This is a genomic window from Lysinibacillus sp. NPDC094403 (genome assembly GCF_050278745.1).
In the GTDB taxonomy this organism is placed as follows: Bacteria; Bacillota; Bacilli; order Bacillales_A; family Planococcaceae; genus Lysinibacillus.
This window is the reverse complement of the sequence record NZ_JBNNTL010000006.1, coordinates 179,804-201,831: the sequence shown is the minus strand read 5'-3', so window position 1 is coordinate 201,831 and position 22,028 is coordinate 179,804. Positions and strand designations below refer to the sequence as shown.

Below are 22,028 nucleotides of genomic sequence, written 5' to 3'. Positions count from 1 at the left end.
TAGGGGTAGTGTCAATGTACACAAACCACTATGGTATAATAATAAAAACGGAATAATAAGATAAAGGTACAAATCATAATTTCGATTTGTTTAAAAGGGAAGATCGGTGCAATTCCGACGCTGTCCCGCAACTGTAAATGGGAGCACGTTTCAAAAGACCACTGTTACGAATTGTAATGGGAAGGTGAAAGGTGTGATGAACATAAGCCAGGAGACCTGCCTTTATCTAGTACAACCAAAAAGCCTACGAGGATAGGGGGTGTTGAGTGTGACTAGAGAAATTCTCCTGCACGCTCATAGTACGATGATTGCTAATATGGTAGCTTCTATTAATAATAGAAAGCTTTTTTCACCATGGCAAACAGCGTATTATGTCGTGTATTTGTCATAGTAAACATCTTTCTAAAGAAGGAAAGATGTTTTTTTATGCTTAAATTAAAGGAGTGTTACACATGAATCCACAAGTAATCGACTATTATGAAAGTCTGTTAAAATTTGAAGTCATGGAAAAGCAATATACAAGTACTTCTCAAACATTAAAGGAGATAGTTGAACAGTATGTAGGACAGGATGCTGTTCATAAAAATGATATTTTAACAGCTTATACGAATGTAATGAAAGAACTAATAGGATAAAGACAAATAATATAAAGGCTACTTATGTTCTCCATTTTACGGGGCATGAAGTAGCCTTTTTAACTTATTTCATCTGATTCTAAGAGGCATAATTGATAGAAAACAATCCCTTTTGTTTTCTATAACCTAATTATATCGATAGAAATACATATATTTGTCAAAAAATACTTTCTAGGACTTCATACTTATTTCACTTTTTAACTATATAATTATTTTGCGCTTATCTGTATTCAGTAAACACCTACTGAATGCAGATAATGCCTCCGGCGGATATCACGAATTTTGAATTGTGCAGGCACAATTCAAAATCCGGACGCAATTACGCCAAGGCGAAATTGATTTTTATAGATTGGAGAATTAGACATGAAGAACACGTTTTATCAGAGCTTTTGGCGAACGCATTTTTATGCCGCATTATTTATTACTCCACTTCTTATTTCGCTAACACTAAGTGGTATTGGTTATTTATTTTATACTGATGTTGAAAATCAGATATATGATAAATACTTTTTTGGTGAAAGTGGAAAGACCGAGGTACAATCTATTGATGATGCTGTTAAACTCGCAGAAGAATCATATGCAGGCTATAAAACCAATAAAATTATAGAGTTAGAAGAGCCTTACAATACTCGTTTATCGATGAAGAATGCAGATGGCAAAGAGAAATATGTGTTCTTGGATGATCACAATCAAATTATTGGTGGTCAGGATGCAGATTACACATTTTCAAATATTATGAGAAATGCCCATAGTTCCTTATTTATTGGGGGAACGGTTGTCAATTATTTAGTAGAATTGGCAGCGTGCTGGGCTGTTTTTTTACTGCTTTCAGGCATTTACATGACGTTTAAAGCAAAACTACTAAAGAAAACAAAGCAGACAAACAAACGTCAAAAGAGTAGAAAGTTTCATGCACTTATTGGGACAATTATTACCATTCCAATGCTTGTTATTATTTTCACAGGCTTACCATGGTCTGCGTTTATGGGGAAATATATTTACCAAGCTTCACAAGATCATCCTTCTTTCGGCACGCCATTATTGCAGCAACAGCCGCCTACATCTGATGTAAGTGAGATTCCTTGGGCTACTCGTCAAGAAACACCTCCAACGTCAGATTCAGGACATGCAGCACATCATGGTATGGGAGCCAATACGATCTGTGCTGCTAACCCTTACCAACTAAGCGTAGAAAAGCTACAACATGAAATTGATGCAATGAAAATATCAAAACCTTACGCGATTATCTATCCTACTAATGAAGTCGGAGTTTATACAGTTGCAAAATCTAGTAACACTGGTGTCACAGGTCTTGATGTTAGTCCGTATGATGAAACGACAATGTATTTTGATCAATATAGTGGAAAATATATTGACAAGGTTGGATATGAGGACTATGGCATTCTTGCCAAATGGTTCACTTGGGGAATTCCTTTGCATGAAGGTCACTTGTTTGGCTGGCCAAATAAATTAATAAATTTACTAGTATGTCTAGCATTTTTAGTGGTAATTGCTTGGGGAGTTAGAACATGGCTACTAAGAAAGAAAAAAGGTATGCTATCTGCACCACCTAAAATCTCTCAAAAGGTATCTATTCCTTTTATCATTTTCATGATCATTTTAGGTATACTGATGCCACTATTTGGACTTTCCTTAATTGCTGTCGTACTCGTTGAAATTATAATAAATCTGTTTTCTAAAAATAAAACAGAAGTTAATTAAAAATTAAGCGATACTGTATCCTTTATAGATGAGAAATGCAGTATCGCTTTTTTTTTCTAAAGCCAACCTTTATCGTTGGCGACTTGAACAGCTTGTTGCCTAGATTCGACCTGTAGCTTTTGAATAGAGGTTGATAAATAATTTCGAATAGTGCCTTTCGTTAAAAATAGTTTTTTACTAATCTCATGCGTTGTGAGTCCTTCTTTTACCAGCTGCAGAACAGCGATTTCACGTTCATTTAGCGGATTCTGCTCTTTCATAAACAATGTAGCAGCTAAATCTCTACTGACGACCTTTTCACCATTCATCACTTTTCTTATAGTTTCAATTAAATAGTCGATAGGCTCATCTTTTAATAAATAACCATGTACCCCACAATCCATCGCTTTTTGTAAATAGCCAGGGCGTGCGAAGGTAGTAACAATCATCACCTTGCACGGCAAATTTGCCTGTCTTATTTTTTCAGCAAGGTCAAGTCCAGAAAGATTCGGCATTTCGATGTCCAATACACAAACATCTGGAATCTCTTGTTGAATATATTCCCATGCTTTTTGACCATCTGAAACTTCTGCAATCACTTTTATATCAGTCTCAAACGACAACAAGGAAGTCAAGGCGCCACGTAACATTTGTTGATCCTCTGCTAGCAATACTCTTATCATGTAATCGGCTCCTTTTTATAGTGTTGAATAGGCATTGTTAATGTCACAATCGTTCCGCCTGTCAGTAAATTGTCAATGGAAGCATTTCCTTGAAGGGCATTCATTCGTTCTTTCATCGATGATAATCCATTCCCATGCCCTTGGTTATGTAAGCCGACGCCGTCATCAATAATGTTTATCTTTAAAATTCCATTTATATCATTGATATCTATTTCGCATTGTTTTGCTTGACTATGTTTAATAATATTTGTAGTAGCTTCCCGGAGACAAAGGGACAGCATCGTTTCTTCTACACTAGCTAGTAAAAGTTTTGGACAGTTATTTTTGATTTTTATGGAGACATCAGCTGTTTGAAGATGTTGCTTACAATGTATAAGCTCACTTTCTAACGAAATAAAATTCATATCTGAGACTAATTCTCTTACTTGCTTTAGTGCTGTTCGTGTTGTTGCTAAAATATCGTTTAGCTCATCTTTAACACGCACTGTATCCTTTTCGACTAATTTAGTTGTTAGTTCGGTTTTTATTTTAATCATAGTCAATGTATGACCAAGCGTATCGTGGAGGTCTCTTGCAATACGTTGTCTTTCTTCTTGCTGTACAAGCTGGGTATTTACCTCTGTTAATTCAGATTGTAATTTTTTGGACTTTTCAACGTAGTAAATTAGCATTGGAAATAGTAGCTGAATGATCATAATGGGTATTAAAACTTCAGTTTCTAATGTGAAAGATGTTCCAGATTCAAACCAAATAACGATAAAAAACATAAGGGCAATGGTAAACATTCCTACTGCAATATGCCACTTAGTTTTAGCTCTCCCAAGTAAATCGGCAAATGTAAATCCGAAAATTAACATAGAAGAACCTTCATAAATACCCAGGATGACAATAAGAGTAAAGCCTAGTAAAGAAGCTAACAGTAAACGCCAATCTTTAAACCATAAAGCAATATAGAAGGCTACTAAAAATAATATAAGGATTATTATTTTTGCCATTAATGGTAAATGAGAATTCGAACTTAATACCATTGTAAATAAAAAAACTAGTGACACAACATCGATAATTAAATAGTGTTTTGCCTGGTCTCTTGGATAAATCTTTATATTTCACACCAACCCTTGCCGATTATTTCTGTGTGACACTTTGAATGGCATGTTTCCGAATCCATTCCATTGGTCCAACATGAAAATGCTTGATACAAATATGTGCAATGAAAAGTTGTAGAAGGGAGAGGGTTAGCCAAATACTGATAACTTCAATACTATTCAATTTTCCACCCAAACCTAAGCCCCAGCCATAGAAAATAATTGATGCAATAATATTTTGTAGTACATAGCAACTTAAAGACATTTTCCCGATCTCGCCAAATCTCTTCCATAACCAATCAAGCTTCTTATATTCTATCATTTTACCTAATATACCAATATAACCAATAGATAGAATTGGTGCAAATAAATAACGAACAGGTAAATCAAATGCTCCTCCAGGAATAAAGATTAGGAGATTTAAAGGCACCCCAATAAAAATACCGATTTTGAAAAGCTTTTGACGCGCCTGACGTCCTTTGTCATCTTGTAAAAATACACCGTTTCTCATCAGCTTAACACCAAGTAAAAATAAAAAGATATTCATTGGGATAATAAAAATAGCTTCCGTTCTATAATAAAGGAAATGTGTTAAACGATATTGTATTTGCTCAAACCAAGTGCCATTTTCATAAAGATTAACGACTGGATCGAGTCCAGCAAGGGAAACATTGGCGGCACCTTGCAATGTGCCGACTAAAATTATTAGAATCGTTAGTGTATGGAAACTACCAAAAACATATAAAGCGAGTTTAATTGCTTTGTCACCAAATTTAACAATAAAGGCAACAATTACAGCAGTCACAGCATAGCTCATTAAAATATCATATTCCATTACTAAGGTGAAGTGGATAAGCCCCTCCATAAATAAAAATACAATTGTCCAAATATACATTCCAGGCCAAGCATTTCCTTTTCGTTTGGCTTGCTGATATTTTAATTCTAGACCTACACCAAACATTATTGTTAATAAACCAAGGAGTTTACCGTTCACTAAAAAAAGAACTGCCATTCGTAAAAAATCGTTGAATGACCACCAACCTGAATAACTACTCGTTGTGATATACGAAATATCTCCAAGATAAGCAAAAATCCAAATATTCGTGCCAAGTGTCCCTAATACAGCAAAGCCTCGTAACATATCGATTAGGGGTAATCTTTGTTGAACTTTCATTATAAAATCACTCTTTCTTTGTTTTCTTACAATAATGATAAGAAAACGAAAGGAAAAAACATATTCACACCAGTCAAAGGTTCTTTATGACAGGTGTCATTTTATGGTGTATCAACTAGCAATGATTTAGCATAAAAAGGACCTTACCATAAATTAGGGCTTTTTTATTCTAAATTATTTTAATTTAAATATTGCGAAAACTAATCGTATTAGTTAAAATGAAAATACAATTAGTTTATAAAGGGGATTTGATTTAGAATGAGAATCAAAAACATTGGTACAGTGTTTCAATTGTCATTTATGCCAAGAATATTTCCTGTAAATTGTTATTTTGTAGAAGAAGAAAACGAGCTGACACTTATCGATGCAGCACTACCATATAGTGCGAAAAGCATAATGAATGCCCTGAGAATATTGGAAAACCGATAACAAGAATTATCATTACCCACGCACATAGTGATCATATAGGGGCGTTAGACACATTAAAAGAATTATTACCAAATAGTCAAGTATGCATTTCTTCCAGAGATGCGCTGCTATTGGAAGGGAATAGTACGTTGCTATCAAATGAGAAAAACACACCAATTCGGGGAGGCATTCCAAAAAATATTAAAACCAAACCTGATTTATTACTTGAAGAAGGTGATCGTGTTGGTTCATTAGAAGTGATTGCAACTCCAGGTCATACGCCTGGTTCCATCACTCTTCTCGACACACGCAATAGAAGTTTAATTGCTGGGGATGCCCTCATAACTAGAGGGAAGCTAGTAGTATCGGGAATGATGAACCTGTTGTTCCCGTTTCCTGCGCTAGCTACATGGGATAAAATCACAGCACTTAAAAGCGCAAAAAAATTAAATGATCTTAATCCAAGCTTACTTGCTGTGGGGCATGGAAAGATGTTGAAGGAACCACAGGAACTTTTGGACAGAGCTATAGCAGAAGCGGAAAATATTTTTAACTATCAATATAGGAAGTGAAAAAAATGTCTCGTCGTATGAAATTAGATTTATCTATTATTTTGCAAAAGGCAACAGAGATCGTTGATGAACAAGGATTGGATCAACTTTCAATTGGATTATTAGCTGAAAAATTGGAAGTGCGGCCACCTTCCTTGTATAACCATCTTGATGGGTTAAATGGGTTGAAGCAGAAGTTAGCCATTCAAGGAGTAAAAAAACTAAATGAATATATGCTACGAGCTGCAGTGGGGCGTTCAGGTGATGATGCCATTCGTGCAATTAGTAAAGCATATATTCAATTTGTTAGAGAGCATCCGGGTTTGTATGATGCTAGCACACGTTTTCCAGATGCTAATGATCAAGAGCTACAGCAAGCCCAAGAATCTGTCGTACAACTTGTACTTCAAGTGCTAGATGCCTATAATTTGCAAGAAGAAATGGCGGTTCATATTGTCAGAGGATTACGAAGTATTCTACATGGATTCACTTCTATTGAACAGATGGGGGGATTCGGAATGCCTCTAGACATCAATAAAAGTTATTCAATCTTAATCAATACCTTTATTGAGGGCATTCATGCAGTTACGATTAATAAAGATAAATACATGCAAATGAATGACTAAGGAAGTTTTGAAATTTTGTTAATTTTATATTGTAACACAAGAAGTAAATTCATAAAAATGGAGGAAAAATTCATAATGCATCCCACACTTTTATTTCGATCTGTCGGAGGATTCGCAAGTGTTATGTCTGGTTTATTCTTAGGAATCGGACATTTGATTAACCTATTAGGGGAGGCAGATGATGGAATTGTTTTTGGTCAAAGCTTAGTTTTATTTGGTCACTTAGGTCTTAGCCTTGCTTTTATAGGATTATTTGAGGCGCAGGGTAAAAGAAATGGGCTGTTGGGTAGTCTAGGAATGTTGTTGAGTCTGATTGGTACGACTTGTGTAACGGCAGTTGTATTTGTAGAAATAGCAGGTGTTTCTGGGGTGAATGTAAAGCCAATTTTTGATGAAGGCGTTCCAGGCATTATATATACAGTTGGACCATTGTTTTTCGTTTTAGGTATGATTCTGGTTGGAATTTCGGTGATGAAAGAAGGTGTTCTTCCTCGTATGGGTGGTTTAAGCTTAATAGTAGGAACACTCGTTTTTGCGTTGGCTACTTTTATACCATATGCTGAAGGAATCATCACTGTCATCGGAGGAGCCATTACAGGTATAGGATTTGTATGGCTGGGAGGATATTTACTTTCTGCTAATGGTAAAAGAGAACTAACTAATCAAACAAAAATGAGCACGATTGTTTAATAAGCGTCACTGTTCTTCTTAAAGACGGGGCTTTAGCTAAATTTCGATTCACTAAATATAAAAACAAAAAGGCAGAATTTAATCTACAGTTTTGTAGATTAAATCTGCCTTTTGTTTTAACAGTAACAATCTTAGGGAAAACAGCCTAGAGAATAAGAAAAGGCGGGAAATGACACAGAGGACAATTTCACACTATAAGTCATTGAACAGTAGCACAAAAACAAAAGAATTGACATTGAAGAAGGAGATTTGTCGTTGAATCTTTTTCATTTTCAAGTTGAATAAAATCCTCAAACTATTTAGTACATGAATAAATTCTATAGTCAAAAAGCCCTTCGTACTTTAAGTTCATATCAAAATGTTTATCCATTATCTCATAAAGTTCAGGTTCAATATCCTTCGAGTGATGAAACTCAGGTACTGAGAAGATTGATTTATTTTTTTGTATACGAATATTTTTAAAACCGGCCTGTTTAAATAAAGCTACCCAATCCTTTTTCATTGAGCAAGAATCAAATCCATAAAACTGTTTGACTTCCTTTTCAATTTCTTCTTCAAGTGGTTGATGAGTAGTAAATTCAATGGCAATAAACCGACCGCCATTCTTTAATAAACGAAAAATTTCTTTTAGGGCACTAGGTTTATTGACAAAAGAAAGAACAGATTCAGAAATAATAAAATCAAATGTATGATCAGGTAACGGTACTTGTTCTATAGAGCATTGAATTATTTTTACGGGTAAGCGATTTTTTTTCATTCTCTTTTTAGCCTTTGCGACCATTACAGAATTGATATCAATACCTGTTACTTTTGCTTCGTATTTGTCAGCCAAATAGGCAACTGTTTGGCCTGTACCACACCCTACATCCAAAATATGAGAATTTTTTCCAATGTTCTCAGTCTTGAATATTTCCTTTGTTAAATTAATACCACCCGGATGAGCACCGCCAACACCAAATTTGGACAGAAATTCTAGATATTTTGAATTTTGAATCGGAATCCCTTCTTTATTCGTATTTTTGTATAATATGAAATTAAAAATAGTATGGTTCCTGTGGAAGACAAAGTTGTCGTGAAGAACCTTCACAGAAAGGGGAGACACTAGATTTCAAAATTTTTTACAATACATATTGTATATAATTTTTCAGCATCTTCTTCGATAGTCTAAACAATAAAAAAATACAGACATATACTAGGTAAAAGATATCTGACAGGGGGTGAATTGATGCCATTTTTTCCGCCGAATCCAAGAATGAGACCATTCCCACCAAGATACAGACAAGGTTTTGGTCCTCCTCCTCCTATTCAAGGTAGAAGAGTGCAACCTTTCTTTTACCCTAATCAACAGCCCCAACCTTCTAGATTTGGAAGATTACCACAGCATTTAAATACAATTATGGGCCATGCGGGAACAATAACAAATGGAGTTGGTATGTTAAGACAAATGGGAGCATTTTTAAATTTCTTTAGGTAGTTTATCTCGATGGAACGTAATAGAAGAAACCTATCTTGATAAGTATGGAAAAAATGTAATATCATAGGATCGTCATCAAAAGTTGTGGATGACATTTATAAAAATATATGCCCTGTATATTAGTTGATTGGAGTGGAGACTGGGCGACTCCTTGGGGATTAGCGTCACAGATGAGACCCTGGAGCGAGCAAAGCGAGTGAAGCGGCTCATCGGACGCCCCCAGGAAAGCGCCCAGTCGGAACGGAAATCAACCACACGTTATGATGATGAGCCATATCATATTAGCGAGAAAGGTTATGGTATTGTAACATGCGATATACCTAGAACCCCTCTTAAAACTTGGAGTAAGAGAAGGTGCGACGGGGGGAATGGTGTGAAAAGGAAGGTTTTGATTTTTGCTCTTTCTTTAATGGTTGTTGTGACTATTTCAGTTCTTATCCTTTTTAATAGGAATGAGATTGTAAAATTGAAAGATATTTTTAGAGACGATGTAGATGTCTCGAATGTAAGCCGAATTAACATCATTAGAAGTTCAGACAACGAAGAAATGATGCTGAAGGGAAATCAGGCGAAGGAATATTTAAATACCCTGTTAAATACTGAATTGAAGCAAACAAAGGTAAGTGATAAAACAATTAAAGAGTCATATTGGATTACGATTTTCAGAGAGAATGACATAGCAGCGTTAGGGGTGAGAATGGATAATAATCTCCTTATCGATGCTTATAGCTATAAGGGAAATAAGAACAATTCAAAATATTTTAAAGCAGAAAATGATTCGATTTTTGATGATACGGAAAAGATGTTCAGTAAACAAAAAGCTCCCGCTCATTAGCGAGAGCTTTATTAAATTACGAAGTTTTCTGTATTCTCGGCATAAAGCATGCAATTGCTAACCCGACGATTGCAATCACAAGCATAACTAAATATGCGTCATTGGTACTCAGAATGGAAGATAATTGGCCGATTTTTTCGTGAACAACATGCTGCGTTGCAAGTGTCGTGGCATGAGAAGTTGTTTGAATTGAATAAATCGTCATGACAACGGCTGTACCAATGGCACCTGCAAGTTGGCGAACTGTATTATTAACAGCAGATCCATGTGAACCTAATGTTCGTGGAAGTGCATTTAAGGCAGCAGTATTTAATGGCATCGTAATAAAGCTTAAGCCGATACGTAAAATAATTGTGCGAATCATGATATACATATAAGTTGTAGAAGAAGTCAAATCTAGTACGCCCCATATGGAGATAATAATAAATACTAGCCCAGTAATGAATAGAGGTTTTGCCCCATATTTATCAAACATCTTCCCTGTAACTGGCGAAAGAAAGGCATTTATGACTGCACCAGGTAATAGTAGCAATCCTGCTTCTAATGCTGTAAAACCTCGACCATTTTGCAAATAAATCGGTAGCAAAATTAAGTCTGCATACATAACCACTGTAATAACAACATTAATAATTGATGTTAATGTAAAGATTTTATATTTGAATACAGATAAATTTAACAACGGATCTTTCGACTTTATTTGTCTGATACAGAATAAAGCTGTCATGATAATACCAATAATGATCGTTGTTAAAACAATTACATCATCCCAGCCTTTACTTCCTGCTCTACTAAAACCAAATAAAATACCGCCAAAGCCTATTGTTGAAAGTAAAACACTGAATAGATCCAATTTGACTTTTTCTGTTTCTGCGACATTCATTAAATATTTATTTGCTAACAAAATAACAACAAGTACAAATGGAATTAACCCGATAAATAGCCAGCGCCATGAGAAATATTCAATGAGGAAACCTGAAAGTGTAGGAGCAATTGCAGGGGCAAATATAATCGCAAATCCCATTTTTCCCATCACAGCACCACGTTTTTCAGCAGGATATAAATATAAAATGACCGTCATCATTAGAGGAACGATTATGCCAGCTCCGACCGCTTGTATCATACGCCCGGTTAATAGGAAGCCAAAATTCATGGCACTCCCACAAATAATGGAACCAATTAATAAAAAGCACATCGAACTGATAAACAGTTGTCTCGTAGTAAATCTCTTTATTAAAAATGCAGTAGTTGGGACGAGTATCCCATTTACAAGCATAAATCCAGTCGATAACCATTGGATGGTAGCCGCATCTACTTGAAATACATTCATAAAGTTACTAAGTGCAACATTTAACAATGTTTGATTTAATGTGGATAAAAAACATCCCATTATTAAAATGACTAATAATATGGACTTCGCTTTTTCTGATAATTCGTTTTGCATGTGAACTCCTTTATATTGAAGCTTGTATTATCGACAATTTGTCGATAAAGTATATGCTATCAGAAAGCTACATCTCTTGACCATAAACAATATTTTTCAAATTGTTCAGTAGTCGACACGAATGAATTGCCTGTCGATGAAATGAGAAATGATGAACAAAGGAGAGAACAAATGTCTACAGATAAAAAAGAAGATCCAAGGTCGATTAGAACGAAGGAAATGTTTAAGAAGGCAGTGCTGCAATTATTAAGTGAAGGGGAAAAGACTTCTACATTGACCGTACAAAAAGTAGCAAAGGCTGCAAATTTAAATCGTACTACTTTTTATTTACACTATCAGGACATTCAGGATCTAGTAGGACAACTAGCTCATGAAATTATGGAAGGAATCTCAGTTCAAATATTGTTCCTTATTGATGCTAGAGATTTGTCGGAGAAACAACAATTTACGAAGCTTTTAGATAACTTGTATAGCCACCGCGACTACTTATTAATTTTATTTGACAATGATGAGTTAGAAGAGCAGCTATTTAATTTTATCCAACAGCTAGTCATGAAAAGAAGGGAAAATAGTGAGAAAATACTTCCGGAAAATTACGTAAGTATTGAAATTAAAACAGCTTCAATAATTGGTGTTATTATGTGGTGGATTAGAAAAGGCTTACACTACAGTTCCGACTATATAGCACATCAAATTTATCTTTTATATAAAGGTTAATCTACATAAAAAAGAGGCTATATGCTCATATATCCTCTTTTTCGTTTAGTCTATTTCAGCAGAATCATGGTGGTTGAAAATAGTCATGAACAAATTAATATTATCAAAGAATAGGTAATTAGCTTGATGATGATTGATTTTGATTCAGTTGATTTGCATGGGTTTCTTTGTGCTTATTTTGTATAAGGTGCTTATCAATAATAGAGCGATTTTTCTCTTTAAATACTTCATTATGTGATGACACGATTCCATGACGATAGGCAGTAGGCTCTAAATACGATTTAATAGAGTTCACGGCATTGGCTGCATCCTGGAATGTACCTAGAAGGAGATTAATTTTTCCTTCAAACGCTAAAATATCACCTGCTGCAAATATCCCAGGCTGAGCTGTTTCTCCCGTTGCTTTCCCTTCAAAATAATAATCATCTTTTTTAGGAATAGTAATCGCATGATCCAATTCTAATGATGCTTCGCGATTATAGCCATGACTAACAATTACTTCATCAATTTGACGCGTATAGCTTTGTTTTGTTTTTGAGTTTTCACATGTCACTAATTGGATGGCTGTTTTGTCAGCATTAGCAGTCAATTTTGTAATCGTTGTATTGCATTCAATCTTTACTCCAACATTTAAAGCTTCTTGAATTGTTGCTTCATGGGCAGATAACTTATCTTTACGATAAACAACAGTTATGTTTTTAGCGATAGGACTTAGTTCAACTGCCCAGTCAATAGCCGCATTTCCGCCTCCCGAAATAATAATTTCCTTGTCCACAAAGTGTCGATAAGACTGCACCGTATAGTGTAAATTAGTCATTTCATATTTTTCTGCACCTTCTAGCGAAAGCTTTTGAGGGTTAATAATTCCACCACCAACTGCTAAAAGAACGGTTTTAGAGTAATGTTTAACACCTTGTGCAGTATGTAGAGCAAAAATATCATCTTGGCGCTCGATAAAATCAACTTTAGTGCCTGTTAAAAAGGTTGGCTCAAAAGTTTTTGCCTGCGCAATTAATTGTTTTGCAAATTGTTCTCCTAACACAGGGGGGTGACCACCAATATCCCAAATCAACTTTTCAGGATAAAGTAAAACTTTACCACCAAGCTGTTGTTGACTCTCAATTAATTTCGTTTTCAATCCTCGTAAACCACTATAAAAGGCACTATATAGTCCTGCAGGGCCACCACCAATAATAGTTACATCGTATACATGTTGCATTTATATCACCACATCCTAAAAAAGTGTTTGACAAAATTTTATAAGATAACTAGACTATTCACTAGTGATAATGATTATCATTATCGATTAATAGTTATCATAGCATGGAAAGAAGAAAAAGGAAAGAGAGGTTACGTTGTGCGTTTACAAGTTGAATCGATTCGTATCGGCTACGAGGATAAAACGATTGTGCATGATTTATCGTTACAAATTCCAGACGGTAAAATAACGACCATTATTGGTTCCAATGGCTGTGGCAAATCAACACTTTTAAAGGCTATAACAAGGATTTTGAAGCATAAGAGTGGACAAGTCATCTTAGATGGTCAAAATATTTCCGAAATGAATACGAAGGAATTAGCGAAAGAGTTAGCCATTTTGCCACAAAGTCCGGAAAGTGCACATGGTTTAACAGTGGAAGAGCTTGTATCCTACGGTCGATTTCCATATCAAAAGGGCTTCGGTAATTTATCGCAAAAGGATAAAGAAATGATTGACTGGGCCTTAAAGGTAACTAAAACGGATGACTTTCGTCAGAACACGGTTGACGCCTTATCAGGTGGACAGCGTCAACGAGTGTGGATTGCGATGGCATTAGCGCAAGAGACCGATATTATTTTTTTAGATGAGCCTACAACTTATTTAGATATGGCCCATCAGTTAGAGGTTTTAGAATTACTTGACAAGCTTAACGAAGAAGAGGGGCGCACAATTGTTATGGTGCTTCATGATTTAAATCAGGCAGCACGTTTTTCAGATTTTATAGTCGCGCTGTCAAAAGGAGAGCTTGTGAAGTTTGGTACTGCTGAGGAAGTCATGGTACCTGAAGTATTAGAAAAAGTGTTTCATATTGATGCAGTCATTGGTAAGGATCCACGGACAAATAAGCCAATGTGCATTACATATAACTTACTACAAACTGTATAAAAGGAGATATATTCATGAAAAAGTGGTTATTACCAATGTTTATGATGGTCGTACTAGTGCTTGCAGCGTGCGGCAATAAAGAAGAGAAGACAGATGAGGGCTCAAAAGATAAAGCATCTGCAGAAACAATTACGTATCAATCAGAATCTGGTCCTATTGAAGTGCCAGCTCATCCAAAACGTGTAGTTGTGTTATCTTCATTTGTTGGGGATTTACTAAAGCTTGGCGTTAATGTTGTAGGTGTTGATTCATGGGCTAAAGATAATCCAAACTTCCAAAATGATATTAAAGACGCAGTGGTTGTTGAGAATACGGATATCGAAAAAATTATCGAGCTTGAGCCAGATTTGATTATTGGTTTAAATGGTATTGAAAATGCGGATAAATTAGCAGAAATCGCACCAACTGTATTATTTACTTATGGTAAAGTGGATTATTTACAGCAATTTATTGAAATCGGTAAAGTGGTTAATAAAGAAAAAGAAGCAACTGAATGGGTAAAAGATTTTAAAACACGTGCTGCAGAAGCAGGTACGAAAATTAAAGAAAAAATCGGTGAGAATGCAACGGTTACTGTAGCAGAAATGTTCAATAAACAATTGTATGTTTATGGAGATAACTGGGGCCGTGGAACAGAAATTTTATATCAAGAAATGGGCTTGAAAATGCCTGAAAAAGTGAAGGAAGGTGCTTTAAAACCAGGTTATTTAGCAATTTCTCAAGAGGTATTAGGTGATTATGCGGGTGACTATGTGATTTTTAGTATGTTTAAAGGTCAAGATAGTGCTATTAAAAATGCTGCATGGTTTAAAGATTTAGAGGCTGAGAAAAATGGTCATTTATTTGAAGTGAATGCCAATGAATTTTACTTTAATGACCCAATCACTTTAGATTATCAATTAGATTTCTTTGAAAAGAAATTTTTACAATAATTTCAGTAGAGAGTAGCGAAGGCAAATGACAAAGTTTCGATATTTCCCATTTTGGCTTCAGGTGTTGCTTGCACTGATCTTATTAGCAGTGACAGTTACGATTTCACTTTGTATCGGAGCGGCAAATACGAGTATTCAAGACGTCTATCAAGCGATTGTCGGACAAGACGACGGTAAGCATTATGCTATTTTACGAGAAATTCGATTTCCTCGTATTATTGCCGCTATTTTTGTAGGCAGTGCACTCGCAGTTGCTGGGGCTATAATGCAAGGGGTTACTAGAAATCCATTAGCAGATCCAGGGCTTCTTGGTCTAACAGCAGGTGCGAATGCGGCACTTGCATTGACGATGGCTTTTATCCCAAATACCTCGAATTATATGCTTATTTTTGCATGTTTCGTAGGTGCAGGCGTAGGGATGATTGTTGTCTATGGAATTGGCGCTTCAACAAAGAATGGCTTTTCTCCATTAAAGCTAGTCTTAGCTGGGGCAGCTGTATCCGCTTTATTACAAGCAATAGCAGATGGTACGGGAATATTATTTCAAATTTCGAAAGATGTTTCGATGTGGACGAGTGGTGGTTTAATCGGCACTACATGGCAAGCTTTAATAATTGTTCCTATTATTGTTGTCGGATTAATTGTTGCGTTTGCATTTAGTCGTCAACTAACCATTTTAAGTTTAAATGAAGAAGTAGCTGTTGGGTTAGGACAAAATACGGCAGTCATTAAAGGAATTATGATGTTTGTCGTTGTAATTCTTGCAGGCTCCGCAGTTGCTCTAGTAGGTAATTTAGCATTTGTTGGGTTAATGGTGCCACATATTGTTCGTGCAATTGTAGGGACAGACTATCGATTTGTTTTACCAATGAGTGCCATCGTTGGTGGATGGTTTATGGTGACTGCAGATTTTGCAGGTAGAATGATTAATGCTCCATATGAGACACCTGTAGTTGCGATTATTTCAATTATTGGCCTTCCATTCTTCTTACTTCTTGTACGGAAGGGAGGTCGTCAAATTGTTTAATGTCGGGCGAAAAAAACAACGTAAATGGCTAATCGCTTGGATACTATTAACAATTGCTATTTTTGTAATGGGTATTTCAATGGGAGCGGCTTCTGTTTCGATTTATCGCATAATACCAATTTTAATGGGAGACGGTAGCTTCAAAGAATCATTCGTATTGTTCTCTGTTCGCTTGCCGAGATTGTTTGTGCTGGCAGCTGCAGGGATGGCGTTAGCATTGGCTGGTGCCGTTTTGCAGGGTGTGACACGTAATGACTTAGCGGATCCCGGTATTATTGGGATTAATGCAGGTGCAGGTGTTGGGATTACGCTCTTTTATCTCCTTGTTAATGGAGATCTACCTAACTTTGCGTATGTGTTACCACTAGTAGGATTTGTCAGCGCTTTATTAACAGCACTCTGCATTTACTTTTTTTCATATAAGCGTAATGAGGGTGTGCAGCCGGTCCAACTCATTTTAGTCGGAGTAGGTGTAGCATCGGCCTTATCGGGTGTAATGATAATATTAATTTCCTCAGCTGAGCGGAGTGATGTGCAATTTATCGCGCAATGGCTTGCAGGCAATATTTGGGGAGCAGATTGGCCATTTTTCTGGGCTTTATTACCTTGGCTTGTACTAGGTATTCCATTTATTTTTTATAAGGCTAATGTGTTAAATGTACTGGCGATGACCGAACAAACGGCGGTTGGCTTAGGCTTGAATATCGGCAGAGAGCGTTTGCAATTATTAGTTGTCTCCGTAGCATTAGCTGCGGCAGCTGTATCAGTCACAGGAGGCATTGCCTTTATCGGTCTTATGGCGCCACATATTGCGAAACAGCTTGTCGGACCGCGCTTCCAGTTCTTTTTACCGCTCACATTGTTGATCGGTGCAAGCTTACTAATGCTAGCGGATACAATTGGCCGCGTAGCTATTTCAAGTGCGACAGTGCCAGCAGGTATTGTCGTAGCATGTATCGGAGCGCCGTATTTTTTATATTTATTACGAAAAAATGACTGAATGGCTTAGGCTGTTCAGTTGTTTTTTTGTGTAAAGTCTTTTTGGAATATTTTGTTGAAAATGTAATACTAATATAGATGGGGGATGGTATATGAGGAAACTATTAATTATCTTTTTATGTTCCATTATTGCATTGTCAGCATGTCAATCAACAATAGCAATCACTGAAGTAAAATCTGTACCAAGGGACCTGCAAAAAATTTTAAATGTTCTTGGAATGGAAGATTATGTACAAATGATTAATAATGGTGAAAAACGCTCGTTTATTGTGATTAATACCAAGGGTACTGTTACGGTAAGCGTGAAGAGTAAAGGCGATACGATGGTAATAAACATTGATGAAGTTGAAAATCAAAACAACGAAGTTATTACGCAGCATATTTTTAAACTTACGAAAGATGTTAATTATGAATATATTGATTTATATAAAAATGGCGAACAGATTCCGTTTGATACAGTGGGGGCTTTTTAGGATTAGAGGCGACGGAAAGCAAGGCTTCACCGACGGATAGAAGTCTCGGAGCGACGGAAAGAACTACGCCAACGACGGAAAGAACTACCTGGGAGACGGATAGGATTAGAGGCGACGGAAAGCAAGGCTTCACCGACGGATAGAAGTCTCGGAGCGACGGAAAGAACTACGCCAACGACGGAAAGAAATGCCTGGGAGACGGATAGGAATAGAGGCGACGGAAAGCAAGGTCACACCGACGGATAGAAGTCTCGGAGCGACGGAAAGAACTACGCCAACGACGGAAAGAAATGCCAGGGAGACGGATAGGATTAGAGGCGACGGAAAGCAAGGCTTCACCGACGGATAGAAGTCTCGGAGCGACGGAAAGAACTACCTCATCGACGGATAGCGAGCAAAAAAATACTAGCAAGAACTGAATCGTAGGAATTTTCCCGTTCTTTCTATCTAAAAAAGTTGGTGAAAGATTTAATTTGTTCTATATGTATTTCAAGTTTTTTGGAACCTCTTTTTATGAGGTTCTTTTTTAATACAATAGTTATAGGAGGTGAAGAAGAAACAATGATTTTATTAGATCGTCAGGAATCGGAGCAGCACAAAATTTTAGAAGCTTTGGTAAGAAGATTACCTAGTACGCATACTGAATACATGTATTATTTTGAGAAGTTGAGGCGAATGCACGCAGGCTTTGCTGGGGAGCAAAGAGTAGACGCAGAATGGCTTGAAATTATTTTACCTGATCCGCATTATTTTCTTCATGATTTGCAAATACTTAGTCAATTCGGTACTACACATCAAATAGACACCGTTTTACTATGTCCTCAATTTATATTGATACTCGAAATTAAAAATATAACAGGAATTCTGGACTTTGATGAATCCTTTAATCAATTTACACGAACTACAGCAGAAGGCGATATCGAGGGAATGACGAACCCACTTCATCAAAGTAGACGACATATGGAGTGGATGAAGGGGATGTTACAACAGTCACGGCCTCAGATTCCCGTTCATTATGCTGTCGTATTGGCAACGAAAAATGCTATTTTATCGAAGAGTTTAAGGGGACAACCAATTTTTCATGTTTCTGGTTTACGTTATTACGTTAGAGAATGGCTTCAACAGCATAAAGAGGTTGTGATGGAAGCAGAAGAGCTTTTTCGATTTGCTTCAAAACTATTGTCCATGCATAGGCCAATCAAAAGAGAAATAGAAGTGCCTGTCCGGGATATAAAAAAGGGTGTGCATTGTGAAAGGTGTTTAAATGGACAGCCTATGAATTATCGTTATCCAAATTGGTATTGTCAACGTTGCGGAGCAGTTGATAACGAGGCTATTTTTAGGACTCTTGAAGATTATCGATTGCTAGTAGGGGAAACGTTAACCAATAAAAGCTTTTGTGAGTTTTTTGCAATAGATTCGCCGAATACAGCTTATAAATTACTACAAAAGTTACCATTGAAAGCTGAGGGAACAAAAAGCAACAGGAAGTATTGGATTGTTAATTAATGGGCAAAAATTCAAGCGGTCTGAAATTTTGCTGAAGGATGTAGAAGTATTGAAGTATAGGTGCGACGGAAAGCAAGGCCACTTCGACGGATAGGAGTCTCGTAGCGACGGAAAGAACAACGGCATCGACGGAAAGAACTGTCGTACCGGCGGAAAGAACATTTCAAAAGCGACAAATTTCCTCGCTAATCCCTACTAGACAAATAAAATTTTTGGGTATATAGTTAGCTAGGCTAACTAATTAAAAAGGAGTGGTATTTTTGACGATCGAACAAGAATTTTTTAATCAGTACCGCTTAATGTACAGACCGTTTATCAATCTAGTGAATGTGCAGCTAGAGAAATATCAGTTGTTTAGCTCTCAATGGGCACTCCTTCGGTTATTGATGGATAAAGGGCCACATACATTTGTTGACATTGCGAATTTTATGTTTATTGAAAAGCCAAGTGTGACAAGGCTTGTGCAAAAGCTTGTGGAGCTTGGCTACGTGGAAACGGTAGCGGGCAGGGATAAGCGTGAGAAGCTTATACAGTTAACGGCTAATGGTGAAGAGATTGTGCAGGAAATTAAGGCACAATTAAAACCATTTTTTGAACAGGCACTCGCAGGGGTATCAGAGCGGGATATTGAAATTGCGACAAAAGTGTTAGCGAACATTTGTGCAAACATCAATCGGTAGGAGAGAGAAAAAGTGGAAACAACTAGACATAAACTTTGGACAAAGGACTTTTTAATCGTCTCACTTATTAACTTTACTATTACATTAATTTTTTATTTATTGATGGTAACCATTGCAGGCTATGCGGTTGAGCATTTTGGAGCTTCAACTAGTACGGCAGGGCTAGTATCGAGTATTTTTATTATTGGTACTTTATTTGGTCGTCTTGGGACAGGGCGTATTATTGGGGATTGGGGTAGCAAAAAAACATTATTTTGTGGATTATTTTTGTTTATGCTATCAACGATGTCTTATTTTATCGCGACAAATTTGCCGCTTCTAATGCTCAATCGTTTAGTACAGGGGATTGCACTTGGGGTGGCAAGTACGGCGACAGGAACAATTATTGCACAAATTTTACCTCCTGATCGACGAGGGGAAGGTATTGGTTATTACAGCTTAAGTGCCATTTTAGCCACAGCAATCGGACCGTTTGTAGGCATTCTTTTAACACAACTGTTTGAAGATTACCGGATGATTTTTGCAATCGATTCTGTATTAGCCATTGTTTGTTTTTTGATGTATTTTATCGTTACTGTTCCAGAAGCACCGAAGAAGGCTAAAGAAATGGCCGAGAAAACGGGCTTTAAGCTATCTAATTTTATCGAAATGCGTGCTGTGCCAATTGCTTTTGTGGCGCTCGTTATTGGCTTTGCCTATTCAGGAGTTATGTCATTTATGACGTTTTACGCGAAAGAGCTTGATTTGGTATCAGCGGGAAGTTATTTCTTTATCATTTATGCAATTGTCATTTTAGCGACACGTCCGTTTACAGGGAAATTACTAGACACTAGAGGTGCGAACATTGTTATTTATCCATGTCTAGTTATTTTTGCGATCGGTATGTATGCCTTTAGTTCGGCGACAAGTAGTGTTGCATTTTTACTAGCCGCTGCTTGCATTGGGATTGGTTATGGCAATTTCAATTCAGTAGCGCAAGCAATAGCTATTAAGGTTACACCAAATGAGCGTTTAGGACTTGCGACATCGACATATTTTATTTTATATGATTTAGGTTTGGGGGTTGGTCCTTATTTCTTAGGGTTCTTCGTTCCGACGTCGGGGTACAGTGCCATTTTCTTCGCGATGGTATTCGTTATTTTAGTGTCGATTGTGCTTTATTATTTCTTATATGGAAAATATGAAAATTTAAAACAAGCGAAAATTTCATAGTATTGAATCTTAATATTATTGGAGAAACGTCTTTTTCTAGTTGTCTAAATTTATCAACTAGAAAAAGACGTTTTTTTCTTTAAATGAAAATACTTCTTGCAATCGACGATGATAATCATTATCATTCTCAATATAAACTATTTCGGAAGTAGGTACTTAGCATGAAAAAAATATCATTATTGTCAGTATTAGTTGCAGGGGGCATTCTTATGACTGGCTGCGGCAATACCGATGAAACTAAAAAAGAAGATAAGCCTGCAACAGAGCAAGCAGAACAAGCTTCAAAGGTTGATTTATCTGCTGAACTAGCAGCCTATCAAAAATTTGCTTTAGAGCAAATGGATCAATTCTTAATAAAAACAACAGACTTTGTGAACGCATTTAAATCCGGTGACATTGAAAAAGCAAAAGCAGCTTATGCACCAGCACGTATGTATTTCGAGCGTTCAGAGCCAATCGCTGAAAGCTTCGGTGACCTTGACCCACGTATTGATGGTCGTTTAGCTGATATCAAAGAAGAAGGTAAGGGCGAGGAAGAATGGACGGGCTATCATAAGCTTGAGCATGCGCTTTGGGTAGAAAATAAAACAGAAGGCTACGAGAAAGTAGCAGACCAACTTCTAGCAGATGCAAAAGAATTACATGCATTAGTTCAAACTGTTGAAGTAACTCCCGATGTGATGATTACAGGTGCTGTTGATTTATTAAATGAAGTATCGACATCTAAAATCACTGGTGAAGAAGAAATCTATTCTCACACAGACCTTTATGACTTTAAAGCTAACATCGAAGGCGCAGAAAAAATCTTTGAAATCCTACGTCCAAAATTAGAAGCGAAAGACAAAGATTTAGTAGCAACATTAGATGAAAAATTCAAAGCAGTAGATGATTTATTGGCACAGCATGCGACTGCTGATGGCGGATATGTTTCTTACGAAAAATTAACAGAGGAAAACACAAAAGCACTTGCAGCAGCAGTAAATCAACTTGGAGAACCATTAAGTCAAATGGGTATTATTTTGGAGTGATA

At 36.6% G+C, this 22,028-nt stretch carries 23 protein-coding genes, 1 pseudogene and 1 riboswitch; of the genes and pseudogenes, 18 read left to right on the top strand and 6 right to left on the bottom strand.

Annotation, left to right across the window (positions count from 1 at the left end; genetic code table 11):
• Positions 1 to 47 precede the first annotated feature (47 nt).
• Positions 48 to 238: riboswitch (cobalamin riboswitch) on the top strand.
• 30 nt (positions 239 to 268) lie between these two features.
• The 3 genes from ACQKMV_RS12265 to ACQKMV_RS12255 all read left to right on the top strand — a co-directional run bounded on the left by ACQKMV_RS12265 (position 269) and on the right by ACQKMV_RS12255 (position 2,357).
• Positions 269 to 391: a hypothetical protein gene (locus ACQKMV_RS12265; RefSeq protein ID WP_427504215.1), complete on the top strand. Its 123-nt coding sequence runs from the start codon at positions 269 to 271 to the stop codon at positions 389 to 391.
• Between the two features lie 61 nt (positions 392 to 452).
• Complete coding sequence (locus tag ACQKMV_RS12260; protein WP_427426628.1) at positions 453 to 635, top strand: hypothetical protein; 183 nt, start codon at positions 453 to 455, stop codon at positions 633 to 635.
• Between the two features lie 363 nt (positions 636 to 998).
• Positions 999 to 2,357 carry a PepSY-associated TM helix domain-containing protein gene (locus ACQKMV_RS12255; RefSeq protein ID WP_427504214.1) on the top strand — a complete coding sequence of 453 codons (1,359 nt, stop codon included), beginning with the start codon at positions 999 to 1,001 and terminating at the stop codon, positions 2,355 to 2,357.
• A 56-nt stretch (positions 2,358 to 2,413) separates the two neighbouring features.
• Here the strand turns inward: ACQKMV_RS12255 and ACQKMV_RS12250 are convergent, their stop codons facing one another.
• The 3 genes from ACQKMV_RS12250 to ACQKMV_RS12240 all read right to left on the bottom strand — a co-directional run bounded on the left by ACQKMV_RS12250 (position 2,414) and on the right by ACQKMV_RS12240 (position 5,278).
• On the bottom strand, positions 2,414 to 3,019 hold the full coding sequence (locus ACQKMV_RS12250; RefSeq protein WP_427504212.1) for a response regulator transcription factor: 606 nt from the start codon (positions 3,017 to 3,019) through the stop codon (positions 2,414 to 2,416).
• On the bottom strand, positions 3,016 to 4,071 hold the full coding sequence (locus ACQKMV_RS12245; protein WP_427504211.1) for a sensor histidine kinase: 1,056 nt from the start codon (positions 4,069 to 4,071) through the stop codon (positions 3,016 to 3,018). The genes ACQKMV_RS12250 and ACQKMV_RS12245 overlap by 4 nt, the downstream gene beginning before the upstream one ends.
• Before the next feature lie 73 nt (positions 4,072 to 4,144).
• Positions 4,145 to 5,278, bottom strand: coding sequence for a DUF418 domain-containing protein (locus ACQKMV_RS12240; protein ID WP_427504210.1), 1,134 nt, complete (start codon positions 5,276 to 5,278; stop codon positions 4,145 to 4,147).
• 258 nt (positions 5,279 to 5,536) lie between these two features.
• Between ACQKMV_RS12240 and ACQKMV_RS12235 the strand changes: the two are divergent.
• From ACQKMV_RS12235 to ACQKMV_RS12225, 3 genes and pseudogenes are all read left to right on the top strand, one after another.
• Positions 5,537 to 6,258, top strand: a pseudogene (locus ACQKMV_RS12235) (MBL fold metallo-hydrolase).
• Positions 6,259 to 6,263: 5 nt separating this feature from the next.
• Entirely contained in the window at positions 6,264 to 6,863 is a 600-nt protein-coding gene (locus tag ACQKMV_RS12230) for a WHG domain-containing protein (RefSeq protein ID WP_427504209.1), read from the top strand.
• A gap of 75 nt (positions 6,864 to 6,938) precedes the next feature.
• A complete protein-coding gene (locus ACQKMV_RS12225) occupies positions 6,939 to 7,553 on the top strand; it encodes a hypothetical protein (RefSeq protein ID WP_427504208.1) in 615 nt (204 codons plus the stop codon).
• Between the two features lie 295 nt (positions 7,554 to 7,848).
• Here ACQKMV_RS12225 and ACQKMV_RS12220 read toward each other — a convergent pair whose 3' ends face one another.
• Positions 7,849 to 8,640 (bottom strand): class I SAM-dependent methyltransferase, encoded by a 792-nt coding sequence (locus tag ACQKMV_RS12220; RefSeq protein ID WP_427504207.1) that lies wholly within the window; start codon positions 8,638 to 8,640, stop codon positions 7,849 to 7,851.
• A gap of 138 nt (positions 8,641 to 8,778) precedes the next feature.
• Between ACQKMV_RS12220 and ACQKMV_RS12215 the strand changes: the two genes are divergently transcribed.
• Positions 8,779 to 9,027: a hypothetical protein gene (locus tag ACQKMV_RS12215; RefSeq protein WP_427504206.1), complete on the top strand. Its 249-nt coding sequence runs from the start codon at positions 8,779 to 8,781 to the stop codon at positions 9,025 to 9,027.
• Positions 9,028 to 9,178: 151 nt separating this feature from the next.
• Positions 9,179 to 9,862 carry a hypothetical protein gene (locus ACQKMV_RS12210; RefSeq protein ID WP_427504205.1) on the top strand — a complete coding sequence of 228 codons (684 nt, stop codon included), beginning with the start codon at positions 9,179 to 9,181 and terminating at the stop codon, positions 9,860 to 9,862.
• A gap of 16 nt (positions 9,863 to 9,878) precedes the next feature.
• Here ACQKMV_RS12210 and ACQKMV_RS12205 read toward each other — a convergent pair whose 3' ends face one another.
• Positions 9,879 to 11,303: a DHA2 family efflux MFS transporter permease subunit gene (locus tag ACQKMV_RS12205; protein WP_427504204.1), complete on the bottom strand. Its 1,425-nt coding sequence runs from the start codon at positions 11,301 to 11,303 to the stop codon at positions 9,879 to 9,881.
• A gap of 171 nt (positions 11,304 to 11,474) precedes the next feature.
• On the opposite strand from ACQKMV_RS12205, the gene ACQKMV_RS12200 reads away from it, so the two are divergent.
• Positions 11,475 to 12,020: a TetR/AcrR family transcriptional regulator gene (locus tag ACQKMV_RS12200; RefSeq protein ID WP_427504203.1), complete on the top strand. Its 546-nt coding sequence runs from the start codon at positions 11,475 to 11,477 to the stop codon at positions 12,018 to 12,020.
• Between the two features lie 118 nt (positions 12,021 to 12,138).
• Here the strand turns inward: ACQKMV_RS12200 and ACQKMV_RS12195 are convergent, their stop codons facing one another.
• Positions 12,139 to 13,239, bottom strand: coding sequence for an NAD(P)/FAD-dependent oxidoreductase (locus tag ACQKMV_RS12195; protein ID WP_427504202.1), 1,101 nt, complete (start codon positions 13,237 to 13,239; stop codon positions 12,139 to 12,141).
• Between the two features lie 138 nt (positions 13,240 to 13,377).
• On the opposite strand from ACQKMV_RS12195, the gene ACQKMV_RS12190 reads away from it, so the two are divergent.
• The 9 genes from ACQKMV_RS12190 (at position 13,378) to efeO (ending at position 22,026) form a co-directional block, all read left to right on the top strand.
• Positions 13,378 to 14,166: an ABC transporter ATP-binding protein gene (locus tag ACQKMV_RS12190; protein WP_427504200.1), complete on the top strand. Its 789-nt coding sequence runs from the start codon at positions 13,378 to 13,380 to the stop codon at positions 14,164 to 14,166.
• Positions 14,167 to 14,180: 14 nt separating this feature from the next.
• On the top strand, positions 14,181 to 15,098 hold the full coding sequence (locus ACQKMV_RS12185) for an iron-hydroxamate ABC transporter substrate-binding protein (RefSeq protein WP_427504199.1): 918 nt from the start codon (positions 14,181 to 14,183) through the stop codon (positions 15,096 to 15,098).
• 25 nt (positions 15,099 to 15,123) lie between these two features.
• Positions 15,124 to 16,125 carry a FecCD family ABC transporter permease gene (locus ACQKMV_RS12180; protein WP_427504198.1) on the top strand — a complete coding sequence of 334 codons (1,002 nt, stop codon included), beginning with the start codon at positions 15,124 to 15,126 and terminating at the stop codon, positions 16,123 to 16,125.
• On the top strand, positions 16,118 to 17,125 hold the full coding sequence (locus tag ACQKMV_RS12175; protein ID WP_427504197.1) for a FecCD family ABC transporter permease: 1,008 nt from the start codon (positions 16,118 to 16,120) through the stop codon (positions 17,123 to 17,125). The genes ACQKMV_RS12180 and ACQKMV_RS12175 overlap by 8 nt, the downstream gene beginning before the upstream one ends.
• A gap of 91 nt (positions 17,126 to 17,216) precedes the next feature.
• Positions 17,217 to 17,597: a hypothetical protein gene (locus ACQKMV_RS12170; protein ID WP_427504195.1), complete on the top strand. Its 381-nt coding sequence runs from the start codon at positions 17,217 to 17,219 to the stop codon at positions 17,595 to 17,597.
• Between the two features lie 561 nt (positions 17,598 to 18,158).
• A complete protein-coding gene (locus tag ACQKMV_RS12165; RefSeq protein WP_427504193.1) occupies positions 18,159 to 19,106 on the top strand; it encodes a nuclease-related domain-containing protein in 948 nt (315 codons plus the stop codon).
• Positions 19,107 to 19,366: 260 nt separating this feature from the next.
• A complete protein-coding gene (locus ACQKMV_RS12160; protein WP_427504192.1) occupies positions 19,367 to 19,786 on the top strand; it encodes a MarR family winged helix-turn-helix transcriptional regulator in 420 nt (139 codons plus the stop codon).
• A 12-nt stretch (positions 19,787 to 19,798) separates the two neighbouring features.
• Entirely contained in the window at positions 19,799 to 20,998 is a 1,200-nt protein-coding gene (locus ACQKMV_RS12155) for an MFS transporter (protein WP_427504191.1), read from the top strand.
• A 161-nt stretch (positions 20,999 to 21,159) separates the two neighbouring features.
• Positions 21,160 to 22,026, top strand: a complete 867-nt coding sequence (gene efeO / locus ACQKMV_RS12150; RefSeq protein ID WP_427504190.1) for an iron uptake system protein EfeO — start codon at positions 21,160 to 21,162, stop codon at positions 22,024 to 22,026.
• The last annotated feature ends 2 nt before the right edge of the window (positions 22,027 to 22,028 follow it).